Genomic DNA, 17,802 nt, shown 5'->3' with positions numbered 1-17,802 from the left:
AGGGGGCCACATTCCTGCACGGCAGCCGACACCATCGTGATTTCGAATTCGAGATCAAGAATGTCAGTGACCTCATTATTCTGGAGCGTTGTGCCGTTCACCTCAATTTCCTCTCGGTCTGGCCGGCGGAGGCATGCGAAACACATTGAACAAGGGCAGCATCACCCAGCGTTTCGCAGCCCCAATCCCGGACTCAGGAAGTGCGACGTCAGGAAACCTAGCCGACTGCCGACCGCGCGTCGACTGCGATGTGAAACATAAGTCAAGTTGCCGTTCTCAGGCACATGGGAAGCGGATGCTCACCGGGTGTGACGTACAGCCGGAATCCAGCCCTCCGGGGCGATATCTGGGGTGAAATGGTTGCGAATCCGGGGGAGGGCTGACTCGCCAGCGAGTTTCGAAGCAGGGAAAAGGGGCCTGCTGGCTTCGTCGGCGGGGGCGGTGGGCGGGGACTGCGGCGGGCGGGGACATCGGCGGGGCACCGGGCAGGGCCGCCGTGTACCCGACGAGCACGCCGTCGTCATCGAGGCGGCTGGCGGTCGGGGTCGAGCACCTGAGGGAAGGGCCGCACCCTGCGCATGCTCGTCAACGAAATCCGAGGCCTACGCGGGCTCGTGGCGAGCAGGGCCGGTCCGGGCGCGATGGAGGGTCAGTCGAGGTCGATGTGGACGCTCGTCGACTTCACGCGGGCGATGGCCTCGACGCCGACTTCGAGCCCGAGCTCCTCGACGGCCTCGCGGGTCAGGAGGGAAACGATCCGGTGGGGCCCGGCCTGGATCTCGACCTGCGCGGTGACGTCGCCGAGGGTGACTGCGGTGACGATGCCGGGCATCGCGTTGCGCGCCGAAGTACGCGTCGGGCCCTCGTCGGCCTCGTCGCCCTCGGCGTTCTTCTGGGCGAGCTCGACGCAGAACGCGGCGAGGTGGGCACCGGCGATTCGGCGCTTGCCGCCTTCCCAGAGGACGGGAAAGCGTCCCGCGTCGGCCCACCGGCGGGTGGTGTCGGGGCTGACGCCCAGGAGGCGGGCGGCTTCGCTGATGCTGTACGTCTGCACCCTCAAACCCTAATCGCGCGCGAGCGGCGCGTGCTGGGGCGGTGCCAGACGACATGGAGTCGGCTCGGGGTCCGTCCGCGCACGGGCTCCTCCTGAGCCGCGGGGAGCCCGGTCGGCGCGGGCTGGGGGAAGGTGGGCGGCAGCCTCGGGGGGCGTAGTGCTCCGGCCGGGGCAAGCGGGGGCTACCTGGGCTTGCGGTGTTTGCTGTGGGGTTCCTGCGGGTCCACGCCGGTCATGGCGGAGGCGTCCCTGGTGCCGCTGGGGCGCTGGGAGCGGCCCTGGGGGCCGCGGTCGTGCATGCCTTCGGAGCCCTTCTCGGCGAGGTCTTCCCCTCTTCGGCTCTTGCTCTCGCCGGTGCGGGCGCCCGTCCCCTTCGTCTCCTCCTTCGAAACGGTCCTGCCGGGCCCGGGGGCCGGGGCGTGCTCGTCCGGATGGAAGGAGCGGTGCGCGCTCGGGTTGTCCTGGGTACGGGTGCTGTCGACGTCCGGCGACCAGCCGTGCTGTTCGGTGCCCGGGTGCCGGCTCGGCCCCTCGCCGTGCGGGGGCTGCGATGACTTCGGTTTCCTGGACATGACCTCGTCCCTCGTTCGAGATTCCCCGAGCATCTGGCTCCTGCCCGCTGGCGACCGCCCGCACCACAAATCCCGTTCCAGTCCGCACGCGGCGGCATCTCGTTACCGAGAGTGATGACCGCGTCATTCGTGGTGAGCGGAGCCTTTTGGGGTCTGTACGGCTTCGCCGCCGTGGGCGTCGGTGCGCGGCCCCCGTGGGCCCTGGGGTGAACGGCGCCCGGCGGGAGCGCCACCCCGCCTCACGGAACAGCTCGGGGGCAGGGACCGTGCGCCTTCGTACGCGTCTGCCGAGGAGCGGGCCATCGTTTCCTGCCGCGTGTTATCCCACGCCCCACCGTAGGTGTGAGGACAAACAAGATGAACAAGCGCACACGTGTCATGCTGAGCGCCCCTCTCCTGGCGTGCTCGCTCGCCCTCGGGCCTGCCGCGGCGGCGGTGTGGGCGGCCACGCCACAGGCGTTGCCCTCCGCGCAGTGCTTCGTGGAAGCGAAGCCGGGCGATGCGACCAGTCGATCATCACGGGTGAAGGCTTCAACAAGGGCACCAAGGTGACGGTCGACCAGACCTACGGCCCCGGCGGAGTGTTGGTGACCGTGGGCGACGACGGCAAGTTCACGGTCGCCGACCAGCCGAACGGCAAGTACACCGCTGCGGGAGGCGGGCTCAACGCGAGCTGCCTGGGCGGCCAGGCGGCACAGGACGCCGTCAACAAGAACGCCGTCGACGCGGCCATCAAGCGCTACTGCACCGACTAGAGCCCAGCAGGGCAGGGCCCGCCGGACGCCGTCGGCCGCCGGCGGGCCCTTGTCGCCCGCCGCAGGCCGGGTCGCAGCGTTTTCGGCAGGCGGCTGCCGTGGGCGGGGACGGGCCGCTACCGTGAGCGCATGGCACGGGAAATCCGTATCGAGATCAGTGACGAGGCGTACGCGGAGTTGCAGCGCGCCGCCGCGCAGAGGCACGTGCCGGCAGAGGCGTACGCCGGGCAGGTCCTGGACGCCGACCTCGTCCGCGTGCGGTTGACCGAGGGTGCCCGCAGCTTCATCGGCTTGCACGCGCAGGGGTTCGCCGAACGCTTCAACTCCCCGGCCGAGCCGGGCGCCAGCGCCGCCTGACCCGCGGGCATGCCCATGTTCCTGCGCGTCGATCTGACCTGGCTCCTCGACGTCGCCCGCGAGGCGCTGCCCGGTGACCCTGAAGTCGTGGACTTCGGTGCCCTCGAGGCGGCCCGGGCCCGGCACGGCTTCCACGTCATGGACACGCCCGTCTACGCCCACGTCCACGACCGGGCCGCCGCCCTCCTCCATCAGCTCGTGCGCGTACCAGCGCTGGAGCATTCGAACGAGCTGTTCGCGGCGTCGGTCGCCGCCGGCTACCTCCACGCCAGCGGACTCACCGTCAACGTAAGCACGAAGGAAGCCGCCGACCTCGTCGAACAGGCCGCAGGCGGGCTCGCCGACGTCCGCCAGATCGCGGCCGCGCTGAAGGACTGGACCCGCTAGGCCTCGTCAGGTGGGAGCGGGGCGGGTGGTTCGGGTTCCCCGCCGCAGCGTTGGAAAACAGGTCGGTTTTCCGCGCATGGTTCGGCGGGCTGCGGACAGAAGGCGTCTCGGAGGTAATAACTATGGTCCCGCTTCTTCTTGTTCTTCTGCTCGCCCTGATCCTCTTCGGTGCCGGATTCGCGGTGAAGATCCTCTGGTGGGTCGCCATTGCCGTCCTGGTGCTCTGGCTGATCGGATTCGTCGCCCGGCCGAAGAGCGGTAGTGGCCGCTGGTATCGCTGGTAGAACGCCTGCCCGTGCCGTGGGGGCAGCAGCCGAAGCGCCTTGGGAACAGGGGTTTCCCCCCTCGGCGTTCGTCCCGATTTCCCGGATATCGATCCGGGGAGCGTCGGAAAGACATTTCAGGGCAAGCGTATTTTGGGCAGTCACTGAAGCAGTCACTGGAATCGATGAAGGGGTATTCGTATGACTGAGAACGTGTGGGGCTACCGCGAGAACTCCGGCCACCTGGCCGGCACCGATCTGACCGGCTACAAGGTCGAGGCCGCGGACGGGTCCATCGGCAAGGTCGACAAGCACTCCGAGGACGTCGGCTCCGCGTACATCGTCGTCGACACCGGCCCCTGGATCTTCGGCAAGGAGGTCCTCCTGCCCGCCGGCACGATCAGCCGCATCGACCCCAACGAGCAGAAGGTCTACGTCGACCGGACCAAGGACCAGATCAAGGCCGCACCCGAGTTCGACAAGGACACCCACCTCGGGAACGAGGACTACCACCGTCAGGTCGGCGGCTACTACGGGAACCCCAACCGCCCCTGACGGGCATTCCACGCGGGGCGTCCCGCGAACGGTCGGGCCGGGGCGGCAACCACACGGTTGCCGCCCCGGCCCGATCGCCGTTTCGAGCAGCTTCTCGGCCGGGGCGGCTGGGCGGGCGTCGGGTTGCGCGTACGGCGCAGTCGCGTCGTCCGTCCGGGGCATCCGCGCCGTCCCGGCGGCTAGTGCGGGGGTATTGGGGGCAGACGGGTGCGGGGGCGGCGCTCGCCGCCCCGGAACGCGGACCTGAGGAAGTGCTGTGGACGGAATCGTGCTGCTCAAAGAGGACCACAAGACGGTGGAGAAGCTGTTCAAGCAGTTCGAGAAGGCCGGGGAGAAGGCGCACGGCGAGAAGCGCAAGATCGTGGACCAGGTGATCGAGGAGCTCACCACGCACACCTGGATCGAGGAGAAGATCTTCTACCCGGCCGCCCGGGAGGCCGCGCCCGACACCAAGGACCATGTCCTGGAGAGCATCGAGGAGCACCACGTCGTGCTGTGGATGCTCTCCGAGCTCAAGGGGCTCGACGCGGCCGACGAGCGGTTCGACGCCAAGATGACCGTGCTGATGGAGAACGTGCGCCACCACGTCGAGGAAGAGGAGAAGGAGTGGTTCCCCGAGGTCCGCAAGGCCATGGGCCGCAACCGCCTCACCGAACTCGGCGAGGAGATGGAAGCCGCCAAGAAGACCGCCCCCGGCGACCCCCTCACCGTCCCCAGCGCCGACCAGTAGGAGGACCGGACGACGCCGGACCACCACTGGAGGCCCCCCTGCGGCGAACCGGGCGGTGCGGCCGGCCTACCGGCGTACCGGTGTCTCCGCGAAGCACCATGCGCCGACCGCCCGGACGTGCGCGCCCACGTTCCGCTGACCAGACCGATCTCGCACCGGCAGGAGTCCCATGGCCGTCCGTCATCAGCTGATCCGGCGTCCCCCGCACGAGGTGTGGGACGTACTCGCCGATCCGGCCCTGTACGGGCAGTGGGTGGTGGGGCCTTCGCAGTCCGTTCCCCTCGACGGGAACTGGCCGGACGCGGGCTCCCGCCTCCGTTACACGGTCCGGCTCGGGCCGTGGTCAGCCGAGGGAACCACCACCGTCCGGCACCGGGAGACCGGCCGGGAACTGGAGCTCGAAGCGGCGTTCAAGGCCCTGGGCACGGCGCGCATCTTCCTCCAGCTGCGGCCGTGGGGAGAGGACACCCTCGTCGTCTGCGACGAACATCCGCTGCGCGGGCTGGGCGGCACCCTCCACAATCCCGTCATCGAGGCCGCCCTCCAGCTGCGCCACCGCGGGATGCTCGCGCGCCTCGCCAAGACCGTCGAACAGGGACAGGGACAGGGACAGGGACGGGGACGGCAGCGGCCTCGGACAGCCGCGCGCCACGCGTGAAGCTGTCGGCGGGGGTCCGGCCGGCACGCGATCGCCGCACAGCCACGCCGGCCGGGAGCGGGCGTCCTACGCGGCGCGGGCCGTATCCACGTCCCCGGCGACCGTGAACACGGGAGCCGTACCGGTCACCTCCAGCAGACGCGCGAGCTGAGGGGGAAGCGGGCCGGCGAGGACCAGACGGCCGGTGCGCAGCAGGCGCACCAGCTGGTGGAGGACCGAGAAGTCCGCGAAGGTCAGTGCGCTCACGTCCACCACGATCCGCCGCAGGCCCCGGTCCGCGATGGCCTGCTCGGTGGCGGACTGGAGCGGCTCCACGGTGTCGAGGTCGAGTTCACCCGTACACACGATCACGCGGACACCGTCCACGTCAGGCAACACCCGCACCGTCGTCTCCATCCGACATTTGTTTTTGATGATGGCCAAAGGGATCACAGCGGGTCCGGTCGGGCTGGCCGCTGCCGTTCCGCCCGCGGGCAGGGGCGGACCTGGGCAGCGGTTACGCGAGGGACGCCTCCGCCTCCGCCGGGCTCTTGCCGGAGGTGCCGGCCTGGCCGGCGCCGCGACGGTATTCGGCGTTGAGGCGCTGGGCTTCTTCGAGCTGGTCTTCGAGGATGACGATGCGGCAGGCGGCTTCGATGGGGGTGCCCTGGTCGACGAGCTCCCGGGCGCGGGCAGCGACGCGCAGCTGGTAGCGGGAGTAGCGGCGGTGGCCGCCCGGCGAGCGGAGCGGGGTGATGAGGCGGGCTTCGCCGATGGCGCGGAGGAAGCCCTGGGTGGTGCCGAGTATTTCGGCGGCCCGGCCCATGGTGTAGGCGGGGTAGTCGTCGTCATCAAGACGGACGTTGGTGTCGTCTGCGGTCATGGAACCTCTCTGTGGAACACGTGGAGGGGCCCGGGCGCCTACCTGCGCCCGGGCCCCGAAGGAACTGCTACACCATCTACCGGCCCTGGAAATGCGCCGGCCTCGTTCCGCACGCCCGCATGATCGGAGGCGGGATGTGCGGGGATCGCGGTTGTTCGACCGGAGACCACCTCACTATCGATGTCCTGCGGTACCCGGACTCGCGTGGCGTCCGGGCGATCCTGATGGTGCCTGCCCCTCCGTTCTTCCCTCGGTGATCAACTGCTTACCTACGGGAACTGCTGGTACTGCGAAACTGCTCATACTGCGAACTGCTGGTACCGCGAACTGCTGATACTGCGAACTACGGGTACTGCACTGCGGGTATTGCTCCACTCGATACTGCTGATACCGCGTTACCGCGCATGGCCTGTTCGAGCGCCACGCTCCGGCAGCCAGCCCCGTCGCCCATCCTGCGTCTGCTCTGGCTTAGAACCCCACTGCCGGACTTCCCGGTGCGCGCGCCCGCAGCCGACGCCTTCACCGAGGTGCTGCTCACTTCACTGCTGAGTACTGCCATCACTGCGTGAACTGCTGGTACTGCTCGTACTGCTCACGGCGGCCCCTGATGACTGCGGGCCACCCGGTCCGGTCGTCAGTCCCGTCGCCGTCCTGCAACCGCTCTGGCTTCGAAACTCCACCACCGCACCGTCTTGCACCTGCGGATACCGCTTGCACTGCTACCCGGCAGTTCATCTCTGCCGGGCCCTTCGTTCTCTTCGGGCTACGAGAGAAACCATAACTGGCTCACCACCCAATGTCTACTCCGGCCGACATAGATTTTCGCGCCCTGGCCTCTCAGGAAATCGAGCCCGGTGAGGTTGGCCCGCCGAAGGGCGGGCACATAGGCGAGGGCGCCGGCCCGCGAGCGCGACGGCTGCTGGGAGGGGAACGATGGACGCCACCACCACCCGGGCGAGCCGGTTCCCCGAGCACGCCGCCTGGTCATACCGGAACCGCGGATCCTATGATTCGGGTATGGAATCGGCCGAGCCACGGACCAGCTGGACGTTCGTCACGAACCACGCCCGGATCCTCGCCATGCTCCTGCGTGATCCGGAACTGCGGATGCGGGAGATGGCCGACACCTGCCAGATCACCGAACGCGCCGTCCGGGCCGTCGTCACCGACCTGGAGAACGCCGGATACCTGACCCGGGCCCGGCACGGGCGTCGCAACCGCTACCAGGTCACCGACGGCACCCGTTTCCGCCACCCGGCGGAGGGGTTCGGCGAGATCACCCCGCTGCTCGACGTCCTCGTCGATCTCGGCCCGGACCGCCCGGACGGCCCCTAGCGATATCCCCAGAAGATCCGCCCCACCTGAGAGCCGACGCCCGAAGGGACACTGGCCATGACGCACCCCGACCCGGCAAGCGCCGGCCCCGGCGACGCCGACGACCCGCTCGTCACCGTGGACGTCGAACCCGGGCCCGAGCGCATCACCGCCCGGATCCGCGGAGAGATCGACATGGACGACGCCCCCGACGTACGCGCCGACCTCCTCGCGGCCCTCGAAGCGAGCCGCACCGGCCTCGACGTGGACCTGTCCGCCCTGACCTTCTGCGACAGTGCCGGCCTGCACCTCATGCTCCATCTCAACCGCCTCGCCGCTCAGGCCGGCAAGACCCTCACCCTGCGGAGCAACCCCCAGCTCGACCGCCTCCTCGACCTCACCGAGACCCGGCACCTGTTCACCATCCACGGCGACACGAGGCGCGACACCACGCGCTCCGGCGGAAAACCGCGCCCCGCGGGCCGGGCGTGCGACCCTGCCACCGGCCACTTCGGCCGCCCTTCCCGGGACGACTCCGTGATCGCCTACACGGACGAACCCTGACCCCCGGGACCGCGATGCCGTGGGATGCGAGACCATCCCGCCGGGCGCAGCATGGCCGTGACACCCATGCGACGAAAGGTTCGGCCATGCCTCGCGGATCAAGCCCGAAGCGGGAACGCCAGTACGAACACGTCAAGGAGTCGGGAGAGAAGCGGGGCATGTCCGAGGGCCGGGCGGAGGAGATGGCCCGCCCGGACCGTGAACAAGGAACGTGCGCGGGCCGGCGAGAGCAAGACGGCCGGCGCCACCTCCACGCGGGGCGCCTCGGCTTCTTCGCGCGGTGGGGGGACGTCCTCCCGCTCGGGCGGCCGCTCATCGTCATCGGAGCCCACCAAGGAGCAGCTGTACCAGGAGGCGAGGAAGCGCGACATCGAGGGCCGTTCGAACATGAGCAAGCAGCAGCTGAAGAACGCTCTCGGCCGCTGAGGTGAGCGATCCCGCACCCGCGCCCCGCCCCGGCCTGGACGGCCGGATTCCGACGATCGGGGTGGAGGAGGAGTTCTTCCTCGTCGACCCTCGTACCCGCCTGATCGTCCCGGCGGGGCCCGCGGTGGTCGCGCGTGCGGCCCGTGAGGTGGGCGATCTGGTGACGAAGGAGTTCGCTCTGTGCCAGGTCGAAGGGCGGACCCCTCCCTGCCGGTCCGCGGGCGAGCTGCGCGGGGAGCTGGAGCGGGTCCGGGGGGCGCTGGTCGCGGCGGCCCGGGCCGAGGGGGTGCGTCTGTGCGCGTCGGGCACGGCGGTGCTGCAGGAGGCCGGTCCGGCGCAGGTGGCCGACCATCCGCGCTACGAGGCGGGCCGGCAGCAGTACCGGAGCATGATGGATGACTTCGCCATCAGCGCCCTGCACGTCCACGTGCACCTGCCCGACCGGGAGCTCGCCGTCCTGACGGCGAACCATCTGCGGCCCTGGCTGCCCCTGCTCATCGCGCTCACCGCCAACTTGCCCCATCACCTCGGGACCGACACCGGTTACGCCAGCTGGCGTGCGGTCATCCGCAGCCGCTTCCCCTGTCTGGGTCCCCCGCCCTACGCGGCCTCCTGGCGGGAACACCAGCGCCTCGCGGAGACGATCGCCGACACCGAGGCCATGCTGGACGCGAACACGCCGTTCTGGGATCTGCGCCCCAACCCGCGGCTGCCGACCCTGGAGATCAGGGCGATGGACGTGATGCAGGACCTCGATGACACCGTCGCCGTCGCCGTCCTCCTGCGCGCCCTCGTCCGGACCTGTGCCGCTCGGGCGCAGCGGGGGGACCCGGGGCGGCCCTGGGAGGGTGAGGTGGTGCGGGCCGCGTGCTGGCGCGCGGCCCGCGACGGGTGGAGCGGTGCGGGCTTCGACCCGGCAACGGGCCGCTCCCGGCCGGTTGGGGAGCTCGCCGACCAGCTGGTGGCCCTCGTACGGCCCGCGTTGGACGAGGCCGGGGATCTGGGGGAGGTCACGGGCCTGTTCAGCCGCTTGGCCGCGCTCGGCGACGGCGCGGCCCGCCAGCGGTCCTGGGCGGCGGGAGGTGCCGGACCGTCCGCGGTGGTGGACCGCCTCGTGCTGGCCACCGCGCGCAGCGGTGGCGCCCCGGGGTGAGGTCAGCGGGCGGCGAGTGTGGTGACCAGGACGTCCCGGTGGGCGGGCCGGGCCGGGTCCCTGGGGTGGAGGGGTGAGACGGCGTGCCAGGTCGCCCGGTCGTCGCTGAGCAGGAGGGTGCCCGGCTCGCTGAGCGTGATGGCCGCGATTTCCCGGCCGTCCTCGTCGTAGAGCGTGCTGCGGCCGCCGGTGACGTTCTCGCGGCCGATCAGCAGGGACGAGACCAGGGTGACGCCGTCCTTGTGCCGGCCCTCGGGCGTGGGCAGGCCCCGGGTCCCGGCCTGCGCGAGGACCCGGAAGGGGTGCACCCGCACGATCCACTCACCGGGGGCGTCCAGGCCGGCTGCGTCCAGGCCGGCGGCGTCCGGACCGGGGGCGTCCAGGCCGGGGGCGTCCAGGCCGGCGGCGACCTCACCGAGCATCCGGACCAGAGCCTCCAGTACCGGTTCGGCCCTGAAGGCGTCGGTGAGCGGCTCGAAATGCCGCTCGACGTCCACGTACAGGGGATTGCTGTCCTCGGGCTGCACGAAAGCGCCATGGGGCAGCGGGGTGATCCCTCCTGCCCGGGACAGCAGGAACTCGCCCAGCCTGCGCAGCCGGCTCGTGCCCCGCTCGGCCGCGTAGGGGTCCTCGACGAGATCCTCCCAGTACGCGGCGAGCCGCACCCACACGCCCGCGTCGACGCCGAGGCACCGGGCCGCCTCGGCGGGGGACATCACGTGCCAGCCGCGGGATGCGACCGCCCGGCGCGCTTCCTCCACCAGACCCGCACCAGCCCCGGCGCCGGTATCCCCTTCGTGGCCGCCCGCCCCGCCCCGGCCTGTCCGCGTGGAACCGTACCCGTCGTCCATACGCCCATGCTCGGCCCGCATCCGGCGGCAGGCATCCGCAGCGACGGCCCGCGCCGGTCAGGGGCCGCCGCCGGGCCGCCCGCCCCCGCTGCCGGGCTCCTCTCCCGGCTGGACGGAGGCTTCACCCGGCCACCGCATCGTGGGGGTGACATGCGCGTGCCAGGTGGCGCAGTGCGAGGCGGACAGGCGGGCTGAGCGGGCAGGGATCGCCCTGTTCGAAAAGGGGCCGGAGCCGCGTTCGCGCGCCGGCCCTTCCCGTGTACACCCGTAAAGAAGAGAGACGTCCGTGACGGACATGTGGAGCTACACCTCCGACTCGCACTACTCCCCCGGCACCCGCCTGACCGGCTTCAAGGTCGAGGCGAGCGACGGCCACATCGGCAAGGTCGACGAGGCCACCGAGGACGTCGGCTCCTCCTACATCGTCGTCGACACCGGCCCCTGGATCTTCGGCAAGGAGGTCCTCCTCCCGGCCGGCACGATCGTCCGCGTCGACGTCAAGGAGAAGAAGATCCTCGTCAACCGCACCAAGGAACAGATCAAGAACGCCCCCGAGTACAAGAAGGACGAGCACCGCGGCGACGCCGGCTACCGCGACCAGGTCGGCGCCTACTACGGCCGCGACCACAGCTGACCCCCCGGCACGTCCGCGCGGCCGGGCCCCCCTCCTCCGAGGGGTGCCCGGCCGCTGCGCCACCGAATCGCCTCCCTCGGCACATGTCGGAAGATTTGTGGGATACACGTCTCCGGCAGAGGCCCCGCACTCCCCAGCGCGACGGAGAACGCCATGACCGACCCGAAGGAAGCCCGTCCGACCGACCCGGTCACGCTCCATCCCCGCCCTCCGTTCCCCGAACAGGACCAGGACCACCCCGGCCACACGGAGGGGATGGATCCGCGCCCCGACCACGGCGAGGCCGACTACGAGGGCCACGGCCTGCTGCGCGGCCGCAAAGGACTGGTCACGGGCGGCGATTCGGGAATCGGCCGGGCGGTCTGTCTCGCCTTCGCCCGGGAAGGCGCGGACCTGGTCTTCACCCACCTTCCCGAAGAGGCCGACGAAGCCGCGGAAACCGCCCGCCTGATCCGCGAGGCCGGCCGCATCGCGGTGCCCGTCGCCTGCGACATCCGCGACGAGGAACAGTGCACCGCCCTCGTCGAGCGAACCGTCGGCGAGCTCGGCGGCCTGGACCTGCTGGTGAACAACGCGGCCTACCAGATGTCCCAGCCGGACGGCATCGAGGCGATCACCACCGAGCAGTTCGACCGGGTGATGAAGACCAACCTGTACGGGATGTTCTGGATCACCCGCGCCGCGCTGGCCCACATGCCCCGCGGGGCGGCGGTCATCAACACCACCTCCGTGCAGGGCTATCAGCCCAGCCCCCACCTGCTCGACTACGCCATGACGAAGTCCGCGATCATCTCCTTCACCCACGGGCTGGCGCAGATGCTCGCCGAGCGCGGCATCCGGGTCAACGCCGTGGCCCCCGGCCCGGTCTGGACCCCGCTGATCCCGGCGACGATGCCCGACGTAACGGAGTTCGGAAAGCAGTCCCCGCTCGGCCGGCCCGCCCAGCCCGCGGAAATGGCACCCGCGTACGTCTTCCTGGCCTCACCCGCGGCCAGCTACATCACCGGCGAGATCGTCAACGCCACCGGCGGTACCCCGTTGCCCTGAGGATGGGGGCCGGCCGCTGTTAACAACAGGTGCATTTTATGCAGTTGTAGAGTTACTGCCATGCAACTGGATCTGAACCTGCTCACGGCCCTGGACGCGCTGCTGGAAGAGGGCAGCGTCGCCGGGGCGGCGGCGCGCCTGCACGTCACCTCACCGGCGATGAGCCGGTCCCTGGGCCGCATCCGCAAGGCCACCGGTGACCAGATCCTGGTCCGTACCGGCCGCAGCATGGTTCCGACCACCCGCGCGCTGGCCATGCGTGCCCAGGTGCACGCCCTCGTGCAGCAGGCCCACCACCTACTGTCCGCGCAGCAGGAACTCGACCTGGCGGCCCTGGACCGGGTGTTCACCGTGCGCTGGCACGACGCCCTGACCGCCGCCTGCGGCGCCGCCCTGATCACCGCCGTCCACCGGCGCGCCCCCGGCGTCCGGCTGCGCCTGCAGGCCGAACCCGGGACGGACGACGCAGAGCTGCGCCGGGGCGAGGTCGACCTCGAATCGAGCTCCAGCGCTCCGGCCCTCCCCGATATCCGCCACCGCCTCGTCGGCAGCGACCGGCTGGTCCTCGCCGTCCGGCCGGGCCACCCCCTGACCGAAGGCCCGCTGGACATCGAGCGCTACGCGGCCGCCGAGCACCTCACCGTTTCGCGACGCGGGAGCCTGCGCGACCCGATCGACGACGCCCTCACCACCCACGGCCTGCAACGGCACGTCGTCGCGGCCGGGCCCACCACCGCCTTCGCCCTCCAACTCGCCCTCGACACCGACCTGGTCGTCACCCTTCCCGACGCGGTCACCCGCGCGGCCCGGGAGCAGCTCGGCCTCGTCACGCTGACGCCGCCGCTGCCACTGCCCGAGGTGCCGCTGTACCTGCTGTGGCACCAGCGCTACGACGACGACCGCGCCCACACCTGGCTGCGTGACCTGGCCACCGAGACCGTCGGGGCACTCTCCACCCGCTGACAGCCGCCGCAGAGCCTTTTGAGGCGTAGCGGGGGCCGGGCCGGGAAGGCGCAGACGGCGGATACCGAGCGCCAGCTCCACCGGAGGCAGCGATGAGCGACGGCAGGCGACTCAGACGGGGCGACGAGGTGACGTGGAGGAGCCACGGCCGAACCGTACTGGGGAAGGTGACGAAGAAGATCACGAGGCGCACCCGTGCCGCGGGCCGCACGGTGGACGCCACGGCCGAAGAACCGCAGTTCGAGGTGGAGAGCGGCAAGACGGGCCGGTCGGCCGTGCACAAGGCGGGCGCGCTCAGGAAGGGCAGGCGGCGCTGAAGCGCCGGCCCTGCCGGGCCCGGGCGGCGGCCTCGCTCCTGCGGGCTCCCCCGCCAGCGGTGGGGGACGGCCGCGAAGCGGCTGACCAGGGCTTGTCTCAAGGTCCAACTCATTTGATCTTGTGCCAAGATCGCAGGATGATACGACTCACCGACTTCATCATCGACTGCCCGGACACGATGAAGCTGGCAGTCTTCTACTCCGAGGTGTTGGGGCTCCCGCTCAAGGAGGGCAGCAACGAGGACTGGGCCGGTATCCAGTTCGGCGAGATCGAACTGGCCTTCAACCAGGTGGAGGACTACCGCGCCCCGCACTGGCCCGACAGCGAGCACCCCAAGCAGTTCCACCTCGACTTCGAGGTCGACGACATCGAGGCCGAAGAGCGCCGCGTCCTGGCCCTCGGCGCGGCCTTGCAGCGGGACTGCACCGGCCCCGAAGGCTATGGCTTCCGCGTCTACACCGACCCCGTTGGCCACCCCTTCTGCCTCTGCCGCAACAAGGGTGTCATCTGGACCGATCAGGGCCTCATCTGGCCCAAGCGCGACCAGTAGGCGGCGAGCGGCGGCGAGGTCCGTGACGTCTCCGCCGGTGGACGCCGGGCCGGTCAGGACCGGGCGGCGAAGCCGATGTCGCGCGCCGGGAGGACCTCGACGGCCATGTTGCGCTCCATCATCCGTACGGCCGCGTCGGCGAGGTCCGCGTCGATGTGGGCGACCGCGTCGGCGGCGACCACGACGTCCAGGTGCCGGATGTGGGCGTCGAGCGCCGAATACAGCACGCACTGCTCGGTCACCTGCCCGCAGAGCACGACGCGGACGGCGCCCAGTTGCTCCAGCAGGTAGCCGAGCGGCGTCTCGAAGAAGGCCGAGTGCCGGGCCTTGACGACGAAGAGGTCGTCCTCGTCGGGGGCGACCGGCTCGACCAGGTCCGCGTGCCGGCCGGCGAGCGCGGCCCTGAGGATCTCCCCGTGGTGGGAGCGCCACTGCCCGAAGTTGTCGTTCACGTAGATGACCGGCGCCCCGTCCGCGCGGGCCCGTTCCAGCAGCGTCCGGATGCCCGGGAGGGCCTCGCGTACGGAAGGGGCGAGGGCGTCCGCGTCCTCGTGTTCGTACGTGTTGAGCATGTCGATGACGAGGAGGGCGTCCGGGCGGCTCGCCATGGTCACCCCTCCGCTCCGGGCGAGGCGGGGGCGGCGCCCGCCGGCTTGAATGCGAGCGCGGCGGCAGCCGGGGCGCCGGGCGCGGCTCGCGCACACGCCGACCGCCGCCCCGGCGCGCCATAGCGCCGTCTCCGGCCGGGTGGCACGGTCATGAGGGCCTCCCGTTCGGCAGCGGCTCGACGACGGCACGGTGGTGCCGTGCCCCGGACATGGTCGTGCCCCGTGTCCGCCACGGCGTCGCGCCGCGCCGCGGAACCACCCGGGCGGCCGAGAGGCGGCCGGGCCGGACGGCGTCGGCGCGCGAAGAGCCGCGGCATCCCGCAAGGGGCGCCGCGGCTCTTCCGCTCAGGCGGCGAGCATGCCCGCGCGCAGTTGTACGAGGATGCGGGTCAGGAGGCGGGAGACCTGCATCTGGGAGATGCCGAGTTCGGCGCCGATCTCGGACTGGGTCTTCTCCTGGCCGAACCGCATCTCCAGGATGCGCCGGTCGCGGGGGCCGAGGTCCTTGAGGAGCGGCGCGAGCGTGTGGAAGTCCTCGAAGAGTTCCATCGCCGGATCCACCTCGCCCACCGAGTCGGCCAGCGAACGGGGCTGCGCCGAGGAGCGGCTGCCGGAGGGGGCCGGTTCGTCGAGGGAGCCGCTGGTGTAGCCGTTGGCCGCCACCATGCCCTCGATGACCTGTTCCTGCGACAGCTCCAGGTGGTCGGCCAGTTCCTTCACGGTCGGCGCCCGCCCGAAGACCTCGGTCAGGGCCTCCTGGCCCTTGGCGAGTTCGCTGCGCAGTTCCTGCAGGCGGCGCGGCACGTGCACGGCCCAGGTGGTGTCGCGGAAGAACCGCTTCATCTCACCGGTGATGTAGGGCAGGGCGAGGGTGACGAACTCGACCTCGCGGTCGGGGTCGAAGCGGTCGATGGCCTTGATCAGACCGATGGTGCCGACCTGGAGGATGTCCTCCAGCTCTGTTCCGCCGCCGCTCACCCGCCCCCGGAAGCGCCGGGCGGCGAAGTGCACCAGGGAGATGTTCATCTCGATCAGGGTGTTGCGCGTGTACTGGTACTCGGGGGTGCCCTCGTCCAGGGTGCGCAGCCGGCGCAGGAACTGCCGGGAGAGTTCGCGGGCGTCGGAGGGCGCCACGTTGCGGGCGTCGTCGACGGGGGGAAGTACGGGTGCGGGCTGTTCGGCCACGAGCCCCGCAGCCGGCGCGGTCTCCGTCCCGAGAGCGGACCTGACGACTGTGGCAGCGTGGGACATGGAACCGTACCTCCCCTGGGCGGACAACTTGCAAGGACCCGTGTGCCCCCGAAGCGCGCTCATATGCACGGCATGTGGGTGATCTTCACGCCCGTGGTCGGCCGATAACCATGCGTCAGCCGTGGGCCCGCTGCCGCATGCTGGCAGGAACAAGATCGAACGGGGGGTACGGAAATGTGGACAACGGTCTCGTCGGACCACCTGCCGGCCGACGACCGCTTCGAGTGGTTCTCCGACATGGTCTCGCGCGAGGTGGTGCCCACCACCATCAGCAGCGAACGGCCCGCCGAGTTCAGGGCCGAGGCCGCGGTGCTCGACCTCGGCGCCCTGCGCGTGTCACGGCTCGCGTACGCGCCCCTGCGCTCCCGGCGCACCCCGACGCTCATCCGGCGCGGCGACCCGGAGCAGTACCAGCTCGCGATGGTGAGCAAGGGCACGATGGAGATGGCGCAGCACGGCAGCCAATGCCGTGCCCGGGCCGGGGACCTGGTGTTCTGGGACACCTCCCGGACCTCCGACGCCCACGCGCCGGCCCGGGACGGCGCCGATCACCAGCTGGTGATCCTGCAGCTCCCGCGCGACGCCATGCCCTTGCGCGCGCGCCACCTCGACCGCCTCCTGGCCCACCGCATCCCCGGCGGCACCGGCACGGCGGCGCTCCTGACCTCCTTCATGGGCAACCTCGTCACCCACGGCGACCAGTGCACCCCCGCCGAGCTGCGCCGCCTCGGAGCGGTCGCCGCCGAGCTGACCGCCGCCTGTCTGGCCCACTACCTCGACATCGGGGAGCTGCTGCCCGCCGAGGTGCGCGCGCGGGCCCAGTTACAGCGGATCCACACCTTCATCGAGCACCACCTCGGCGACCCGGACCTCACCCCGTCCCTCATCGCGGCCCGCCACAACATGTCGGTGCGCAGCCTGCACCAGCTCTTCCGGGACGGGCGGGAGAGCGTCCACTCCCTGATCCGGCGCCGCCGGCTGGAGCGCTCCCGCGCCGACCTCGCCCGCCCCGGTCCGCGCGCCCACCCCGTCAGTGTGATCGCGGCCCGGTGGGGCTTCAGCGGACCGGCCGTCTTCAGCCGCTCCTTCCGCGCGGCGTACGGGCTCAGCCCGTCCGAGTTCCGTGCGCTGAACGTCAAGGAAGCCTGCGCCGAGCGCACAGCACGACGTACGCCGCCTTCCTAGGCTCGGTCCCCGTTGGAGATCACAACGGACATCGCACGGCCTTCGAGAGGAAAACCTCATGACGCGTCTCCTTGGCAAAGCCGCCGCCGTCGCGGGCGGGATCGCCCTCCTGACCGGTGCGGCCCTCGCCGGAGCCCCGGCGGCGGGCGCGGCCCCGGCGCGCGCCGCGGCCACCAACCGGATCCTGAACTGGAACTCGGACCTCTGCCTGGGCATCAACGGGGGCGGCGGCGAGTGGGGCCGGGGCGCCCTCCAGTGGGACTGCAACGGCAACGGCGACCAGCAGTGGAACTTCTGGGCCGCGAGCGGCTCGTACAGCAGCGTGAAGAACCAGAACGGCCTGTGCCTGGGCATCAACGGTGCGTCGACGTCCAGCGGCGCCGAGGCCATCCAGTGGGAGTGCAACGGCAACGACGACCAGAAGTGGAGCATCACCCCCGCCTCCGGCGGCGGCTACCGCTTCGTGAACAAGAACTCCGGCTACTGCCTGGGCATCTGGGGCGGGAACACCAACCGCGGCGAGCGTGCGATCCAGTGGCCGTGCAACGGGAACGCCGACCAGACCTGGTACTTCGGCTAGGCCGTCCCGGGACGGCGAGGCCGGCCCGTGGGCCCACCACCGAGTGGGCCCACGGGCCGGCCGTCGTCGTACGGTCCGCCCCGCGACGGGCCGGCGGAGGTAACGTGATCGCGCCGATCACGGCCTTCGGGGTCCGCGGATGTCGAGAACCGGTCACCGGCTCCG

The 17,802-nt window shown here is 70.9% G+C and carries 24 protein-coding genes and 1 pseudogene; 18 read left to right on the top strand and 7 right to left on the bottom strand.

Features of this window, described 5'->3' with window-relative positions:
- Positions 1 to 649 precede the first annotated feature (649 nt).
- Positions 650 to 1,054 carry a helix-turn-helix transcriptional regulator gene (locus ACFYYT_RS24070; protein ID WP_351818535.1) on the bottom strand — a complete coding sequence of 135 codons (405 nt, stop codon included), beginning with the start codon at positions 1,052 to 1,054 and terminating at the stop codon, positions 650 to 652.
- Positions 1,055 to 1,236: 182 nt separating this feature from the next.
- Positions 1,237 to 1,626, bottom strand: coding sequence for a hypothetical protein (locus ACFYYT_RS24065; protein WP_351818538.1), 390 nt, complete (start codon positions 1,624 to 1,626; stop codon positions 1,237 to 1,239).
- A 473-nt stretch (positions 1,627 to 2,099) separates the two neighbouring features.
- On the opposite strand from ACFYYT_RS24065, the gene ACFYYT_RS24060 reads away from it, so the two are divergent.
- The 7 genes from ACFYYT_RS24060 to ACFYYT_RS24030 all read left to right on the top strand — a co-directional run bounded on the left by ACFYYT_RS24060 (position 2,100) and on the right by ACFYYT_RS24030 (position 5,331).
- Positions 2,100 to 2,381 carry a hypothetical protein gene (locus tag ACFYYT_RS24060; protein WP_351818541.1) on the top strand — a complete coding sequence of 94 codons (282 nt, stop codon included), beginning with the start codon at positions 2,100 to 2,102 and terminating at the stop codon, positions 2,379 to 2,381.
- A 129-nt stretch (positions 2,382 to 2,510) separates the two neighbouring features.
- Positions 2,511 to 2,738, top strand: coding sequence for a hypothetical protein (locus ACFYYT_RS24055; protein WP_351818543.1), 228 nt, complete (start codon positions 2,511 to 2,513; stop codon positions 2,736 to 2,738).
- A gap of 9 nt (positions 2,739 to 2,747) precedes the next feature.
- Positions 2,748 to 3,125 carry a fic family toxin-antitoxin system, toxin component gene (locus ACFYYT_RS24050; protein WP_385321722.1) on the top strand — a complete coding sequence of 126 codons (378 nt, stop codon included), beginning with the start codon at positions 2,748 to 2,750 and terminating at the stop codon, positions 3,123 to 3,125.
- Positions 3,126 to 3,247: 122 nt separating this feature from the next.
- Entirely contained in the window at positions 3,248 to 3,409 is a 162-nt protein-coding gene (locus ACFYYT_RS24045; RefSeq protein WP_351818546.1) for a hydrophobic protein, read from the top strand.
- Between the two features lie 180 nt (positions 3,410 to 3,589).
- Positions 3,590 to 3,943 carry a PRC-barrel domain-containing protein gene (locus tag ACFYYT_RS24040; protein WP_351818549.1) on the top strand — a complete coding sequence of 118 codons (354 nt, stop codon included), beginning with the start codon at positions 3,590 to 3,592 and terminating at the stop codon, positions 3,941 to 3,943.
- Positions 3,944 to 4,199: 256 nt separating this feature from the next.
- On the top strand, positions 4,200 to 4,673 hold the full coding sequence (locus ACFYYT_RS24035; RefSeq protein ID WP_351818552.1) for a hemerythrin domain-containing protein: 474 nt from the start codon (positions 4,200 to 4,202) through the stop codon (positions 4,671 to 4,673).
- 169 nt (positions 4,674 to 4,842) lie between these two features.
- Positions 4,843 to 5,331 (top strand): SRPBCC family protein, encoded by a 489-nt coding sequence (locus tag ACFYYT_RS24030; RefSeq protein ID WP_351818555.1) that lies wholly within the window; start codon positions 4,843 to 4,845, stop codon positions 5,329 to 5,331.
- 66 nt (positions 5,332 to 5,397) lie between these two features.
- Here the strand turns inward: ACFYYT_RS24030 and ACFYYT_RS24025 are convergent, their stop codons facing one another.
- Complete coding sequence (locus ACFYYT_RS24025) at positions 5,398 to 5,727, bottom strand: STAS domain-containing protein (RefSeq protein WP_351818557.1); 330 nt, start codon at positions 5,725 to 5,727, stop codon at positions 5,398 to 5,400.
- Positions 5,728 to 5,827: 100 nt separating this feature from the next.
- Positions 5,828 to 6,193: a MerR family transcriptional regulator gene (locus ACFYYT_RS24020; RefSeq protein WP_351818560.1), complete on the bottom strand. Its 366-nt coding sequence runs from the start codon at positions 6,191 to 6,193 to the stop codon at positions 5,828 to 5,830.
- A 1,017-nt stretch (positions 6,194 to 7,210) separates the two neighbouring features.
- On the opposite strand from ACFYYT_RS24020, the gene ACFYYT_RS24015 reads away from it, so the two are divergent.
- The 4 genes and pseudogenes from ACFYYT_RS24015 to ACFYYT_RS24000 all read left to right on the top strand — a co-directional run bounded on the left by ACFYYT_RS24015 (position 7,211) and on the right by ACFYYT_RS24000 (position 9,650).
- Complete coding sequence (locus ACFYYT_RS24015) at positions 7,211 to 7,528, top strand: winged helix-turn-helix domain-containing protein (RefSeq protein WP_351818563.1); 318 nt, start codon at positions 7,211 to 7,213, stop codon at positions 7,526 to 7,528.
- Positions 7,529 to 7,585: 57 nt separating this feature from the next.
- The gene (locus ACFYYT_RS24010; RefSeq protein ID WP_351818566.1) at positions 7,586 to 8,071 is read left to right on the top strand and encodes an STAS domain-containing protein; all 486 of its coding nucleotides are present in this window, start codon (positions 7,586 to 7,588) and stop codon (positions 8,069 to 8,071) included.
- An 86-nt stretch (positions 8,072 to 8,157) separates the two neighbouring features.
- Positions 8,158 to 8,497 (top strand): annotated as a pseudogene (locus ACFYYT_RS24005) (plasmid stabilization protein).
- A 1-nt stretch (position 8,498) separates the two neighbouring features.
- Positions 8,499 to 9,650 (top strand): YbdK family carboxylate-amine ligase, encoded by a 1,152-nt coding sequence (locus tag ACFYYT_RS24000; RefSeq protein ID WP_351818569.1) that lies wholly within the window; start codon positions 8,499 to 8,501, stop codon positions 9,648 to 9,650.
- Between the two features lie 2 nt (positions 9,651 to 9,652).
- Here ACFYYT_RS24000 and ACFYYT_RS23995 read toward each other — a convergent pair whose 3' ends face one another.
- Positions 9,653 to 10,411, bottom strand: a complete 759-nt coding sequence (locus tag ACFYYT_RS23995) for a 2OG-Fe dioxygenase family protein (protein WP_351818572.1) — start codon at positions 10,409 to 10,411, stop codon at positions 9,653 to 9,655.
- Between the two features lie 385 nt (positions 10,412 to 10,796).
- Here ACFYYT_RS23995 and ACFYYT_RS23990 point away from each other — a divergent pair, with 385 nt between their 5' ends.
- The 5 genes from ACFYYT_RS23990 to ACFYYT_RS23970 all read left to right on the top strand — a co-directional run bounded on the left by ACFYYT_RS23990 (position 10,797) and on the right by ACFYYT_RS23970 (position 14,013).
- Positions 10,797 to 11,135, top strand: a complete 339-nt coding sequence (locus tag ACFYYT_RS23990; protein ID WP_351818729.1) for a PRC-barrel domain-containing protein — start codon at positions 10,797 to 10,799, stop codon at positions 11,133 to 11,135.
- Positions 11,136 to 11,288: 153 nt separating this feature from the next.
- Positions 11,289 to 12,182 carry an SDR family oxidoreductase gene (locus tag ACFYYT_RS23985; RefSeq protein WP_351818574.1) on the top strand — a complete coding sequence of 298 codons (894 nt, stop codon included), beginning with the start codon at positions 11,289 to 11,291 and terminating at the stop codon, positions 12,180 to 12,182.
- A gap of 60 nt (positions 12,183 to 12,242) precedes the next feature.
- Positions 12,243 to 13,145, top strand: coding sequence for a LysR family transcriptional regulator (locus ACFYYT_RS23980; RefSeq protein WP_351818577.1), 903 nt, complete (start codon positions 12,243 to 12,245; stop codon positions 13,143 to 13,145).
- Positions 13,146 to 13,237: 92 nt separating this feature from the next.
- Positions 13,238 to 13,462: a DUF2945 domain-containing protein gene (locus tag ACFYYT_RS23975; protein WP_351818580.1), complete on the top strand. Its 225-nt coding sequence runs from the start codon at positions 13,238 to 13,240 to the stop codon at positions 13,460 to 13,462.
- A 137-nt stretch (positions 13,463 to 13,599) separates the two neighbouring features.
- A complete protein-coding gene (locus tag ACFYYT_RS23970; protein ID WP_351818583.1) occupies positions 13,600 to 14,013 on the top strand; it encodes a VOC family protein in 414 nt (137 codons plus the stop codon).
- Positions 14,014 to 14,066: 53 nt separating this feature from the next.
- On the opposite strand, the gene ACFYYT_RS23965 is transcribed toward ACFYYT_RS23970, so the two are convergent.
- A complete protein-coding gene (locus ACFYYT_RS23965) occupies positions 14,067 to 14,621 on the bottom strand; it encodes an isochorismatase family cysteine hydrolase (protein WP_351818586.1) in 555 nt (184 codons plus the stop codon).
- A gap of 345 nt (positions 14,622 to 14,966) precedes the next feature.
- Complete coding sequence (locus tag ACFYYT_RS23960) at positions 14,967 to 15,872, bottom strand: SigB/SigF/SigG family RNA polymerase sigma factor (protein WP_351818589.1); 906 nt, start codon at positions 15,870 to 15,872, stop codon at positions 14,967 to 14,969.
- 174 nt (positions 15,873 to 16,046) lie between these two features.
- On the opposite strand from ACFYYT_RS23960, the gene ACFYYT_RS23955 reads away from it, so the two are divergent.
- The gene (locus tag ACFYYT_RS23955) at positions 16,047 to 17,057 is read left to right on the top strand and encodes a helix-turn-helix domain-containing protein (protein WP_351818592.1); all 1,011 of its coding nucleotides are present in this window, start codon (positions 16,047 to 16,049) and stop codon (positions 17,055 to 17,057) included.
- Positions 17,058 to 17,115: 58 nt separating this feature from the next.
- On the top strand, positions 17,116 to 17,637 hold the full coding sequence (locus ACFYYT_RS23950) for an RICIN domain-containing protein (RefSeq protein ID WP_351818595.1): 522 nt from the start codon (positions 17,116 to 17,118) through the stop codon (positions 17,635 to 17,637).
- Positions 17,638 to 17,802: the final 165 nt, after the last annotated feature.

This window comes from Streptomyces sp. NPDC002032 (assembly GCF_042890765.1).
GTDB lineage: Bacteria > Actinomycetota > Actinomycetes > Streptomycetales > Streptomycetaceae > Streptomyces.
The sequence above is the reverse complement of the archived record's forward strand: the minus strand, read 5'-3'. Positions and strand labels throughout refer to the sequence as shown.

Bases quoted from the DNA above. Each gene is read 5' to 3' on its own strand.
- ACFYYT_RS23985 (WP_351818574.1), top strand. From the start codon at position 11,289: ATGACCGACCCGAAGGAAGCCCGTCCGACCGACCCGGTCACGCTCCAT.
- ACFYYT_RS24045 (WP_351818546.1), top strand. From the start codon at position 3,248: ATGGTCCCGCTTCTTCTTGTTCTTCTGCTCGCCCTGATCCTCTTCGGT.
- ACFYYT_RS24015 (WP_351818563.1), top strand. From the start codon at position 7,211: ATGGAATCGGCCGAGCCACGGACCAGCTGGACGTTCGTCACGAACCAC.
- ACFYYT_RS23950 (WP_351818595.1), top strand. From the start codon at position 17,116: ATGACGCGTCTCCTTGGCAAAGCCGCCGCCGTCGCGGGCGGGATCGCC.
- ACFYYT_RS24055 (WP_351818543.1), top strand. From the start codon at position 2,511: ATGGCACGGGAAATCCGTATCGAGATCAGTGACGAGGCGTACGCGGAG.
- ACFYYT_RS24050 (WP_385321722.1), top strand. From the start codon at position 2,748: ATGCCCATGTTCCTGCGCGTCGATCTGACCTGGCTCCTCGACGTCGCC.
- ACFYYT_RS23960 (WP_351818589.1), bottom strand. From the start codon at position 15,872: ATGTCCCACGCTGCCACAGTCGTCAGGTCCGCTCTCGGGACGGAGACC.
- ACFYYT_RS23965 (WP_351818586.1), bottom strand. From the start codon at position 14,621: ATGGCGAGCCGCCCGGACGCCCTCCTCGTCATCGACATGCTCAACACG.
- ACFYYT_RS23975 (WP_351818580.1), top strand. From the start codon at position 13,238: ATGAGCGACGGCAGGCGACTCAGACGGGGCGACGAGGTGACGTGGAGG.
- ACFYYT_RS24025 (WP_351818557.1), bottom strand. From the start codon at position 5,727: ATGGAGACGACGGTGCGGGTGTTGCCTGACGTGGACGGTGTCCGCGTG.
- ACFYYT_RS24010 (WP_351818566.1), top strand. From the start codon at position 7,586: ATGACGCACCCCGACCCGGCAAGCGCCGGCCCCGGCGACGCCGACGAC.
- ACFYYT_RS24020 (WP_351818560.1), bottom strand. From the start codon at position 6,193: ATGACCGCAGACGACACCAACGTCCGTCTTGATGACGACGACTACCCC.
- ACFYYT_RS23970 (WP_351818583.1), top strand. From the start codon at position 13,600: ATGATACGACTCACCGACTTCATCATCGACTGCCCGGACACGATGAAG.
- ACFYYT_RS24040 (WP_351818549.1), top strand. From the start codon at position 3,590: ATGACTGAGAACGTGTGGGGCTACCGCGAGAACTCCGGCCACCTGGCC.
- ACFYYT_RS23990 (WP_351818729.1), top strand. From the start codon at position 10,797: ATGTGGAGCTACACCTCCGACTCGCACTACTCCCCCGGCACCCGCCTG.
- ACFYYT_RS23980 (WP_351818577.1), top strand. From the start codon at position 12,243: ATGCAACTGGATCTGAACCTGCTCACGGCCCTGGACGCGCTGCTGGAA.
- ACFYYT_RS23955 (WP_351818592.1), top strand. From the start codon at position 16,047: ATGTGGACAACGGTCTCGTCGGACCACCTGCCGGCCGACGACCGCTTC.
- ACFYYT_RS24030 (WP_351818555.1), top strand. From the start codon at position 4,843: ATGGCCGTCCGTCATCAGCTGATCCGGCGTCCCCCGCACGAGGTGTGG.
- ACFYYT_RS24065 (WP_351818538.1), bottom strand. From the start codon at position 1,626: ATGTCCAGGAAACCGAAGTCATCGCAGCCCCCGCACGGCGAGGGGCCG.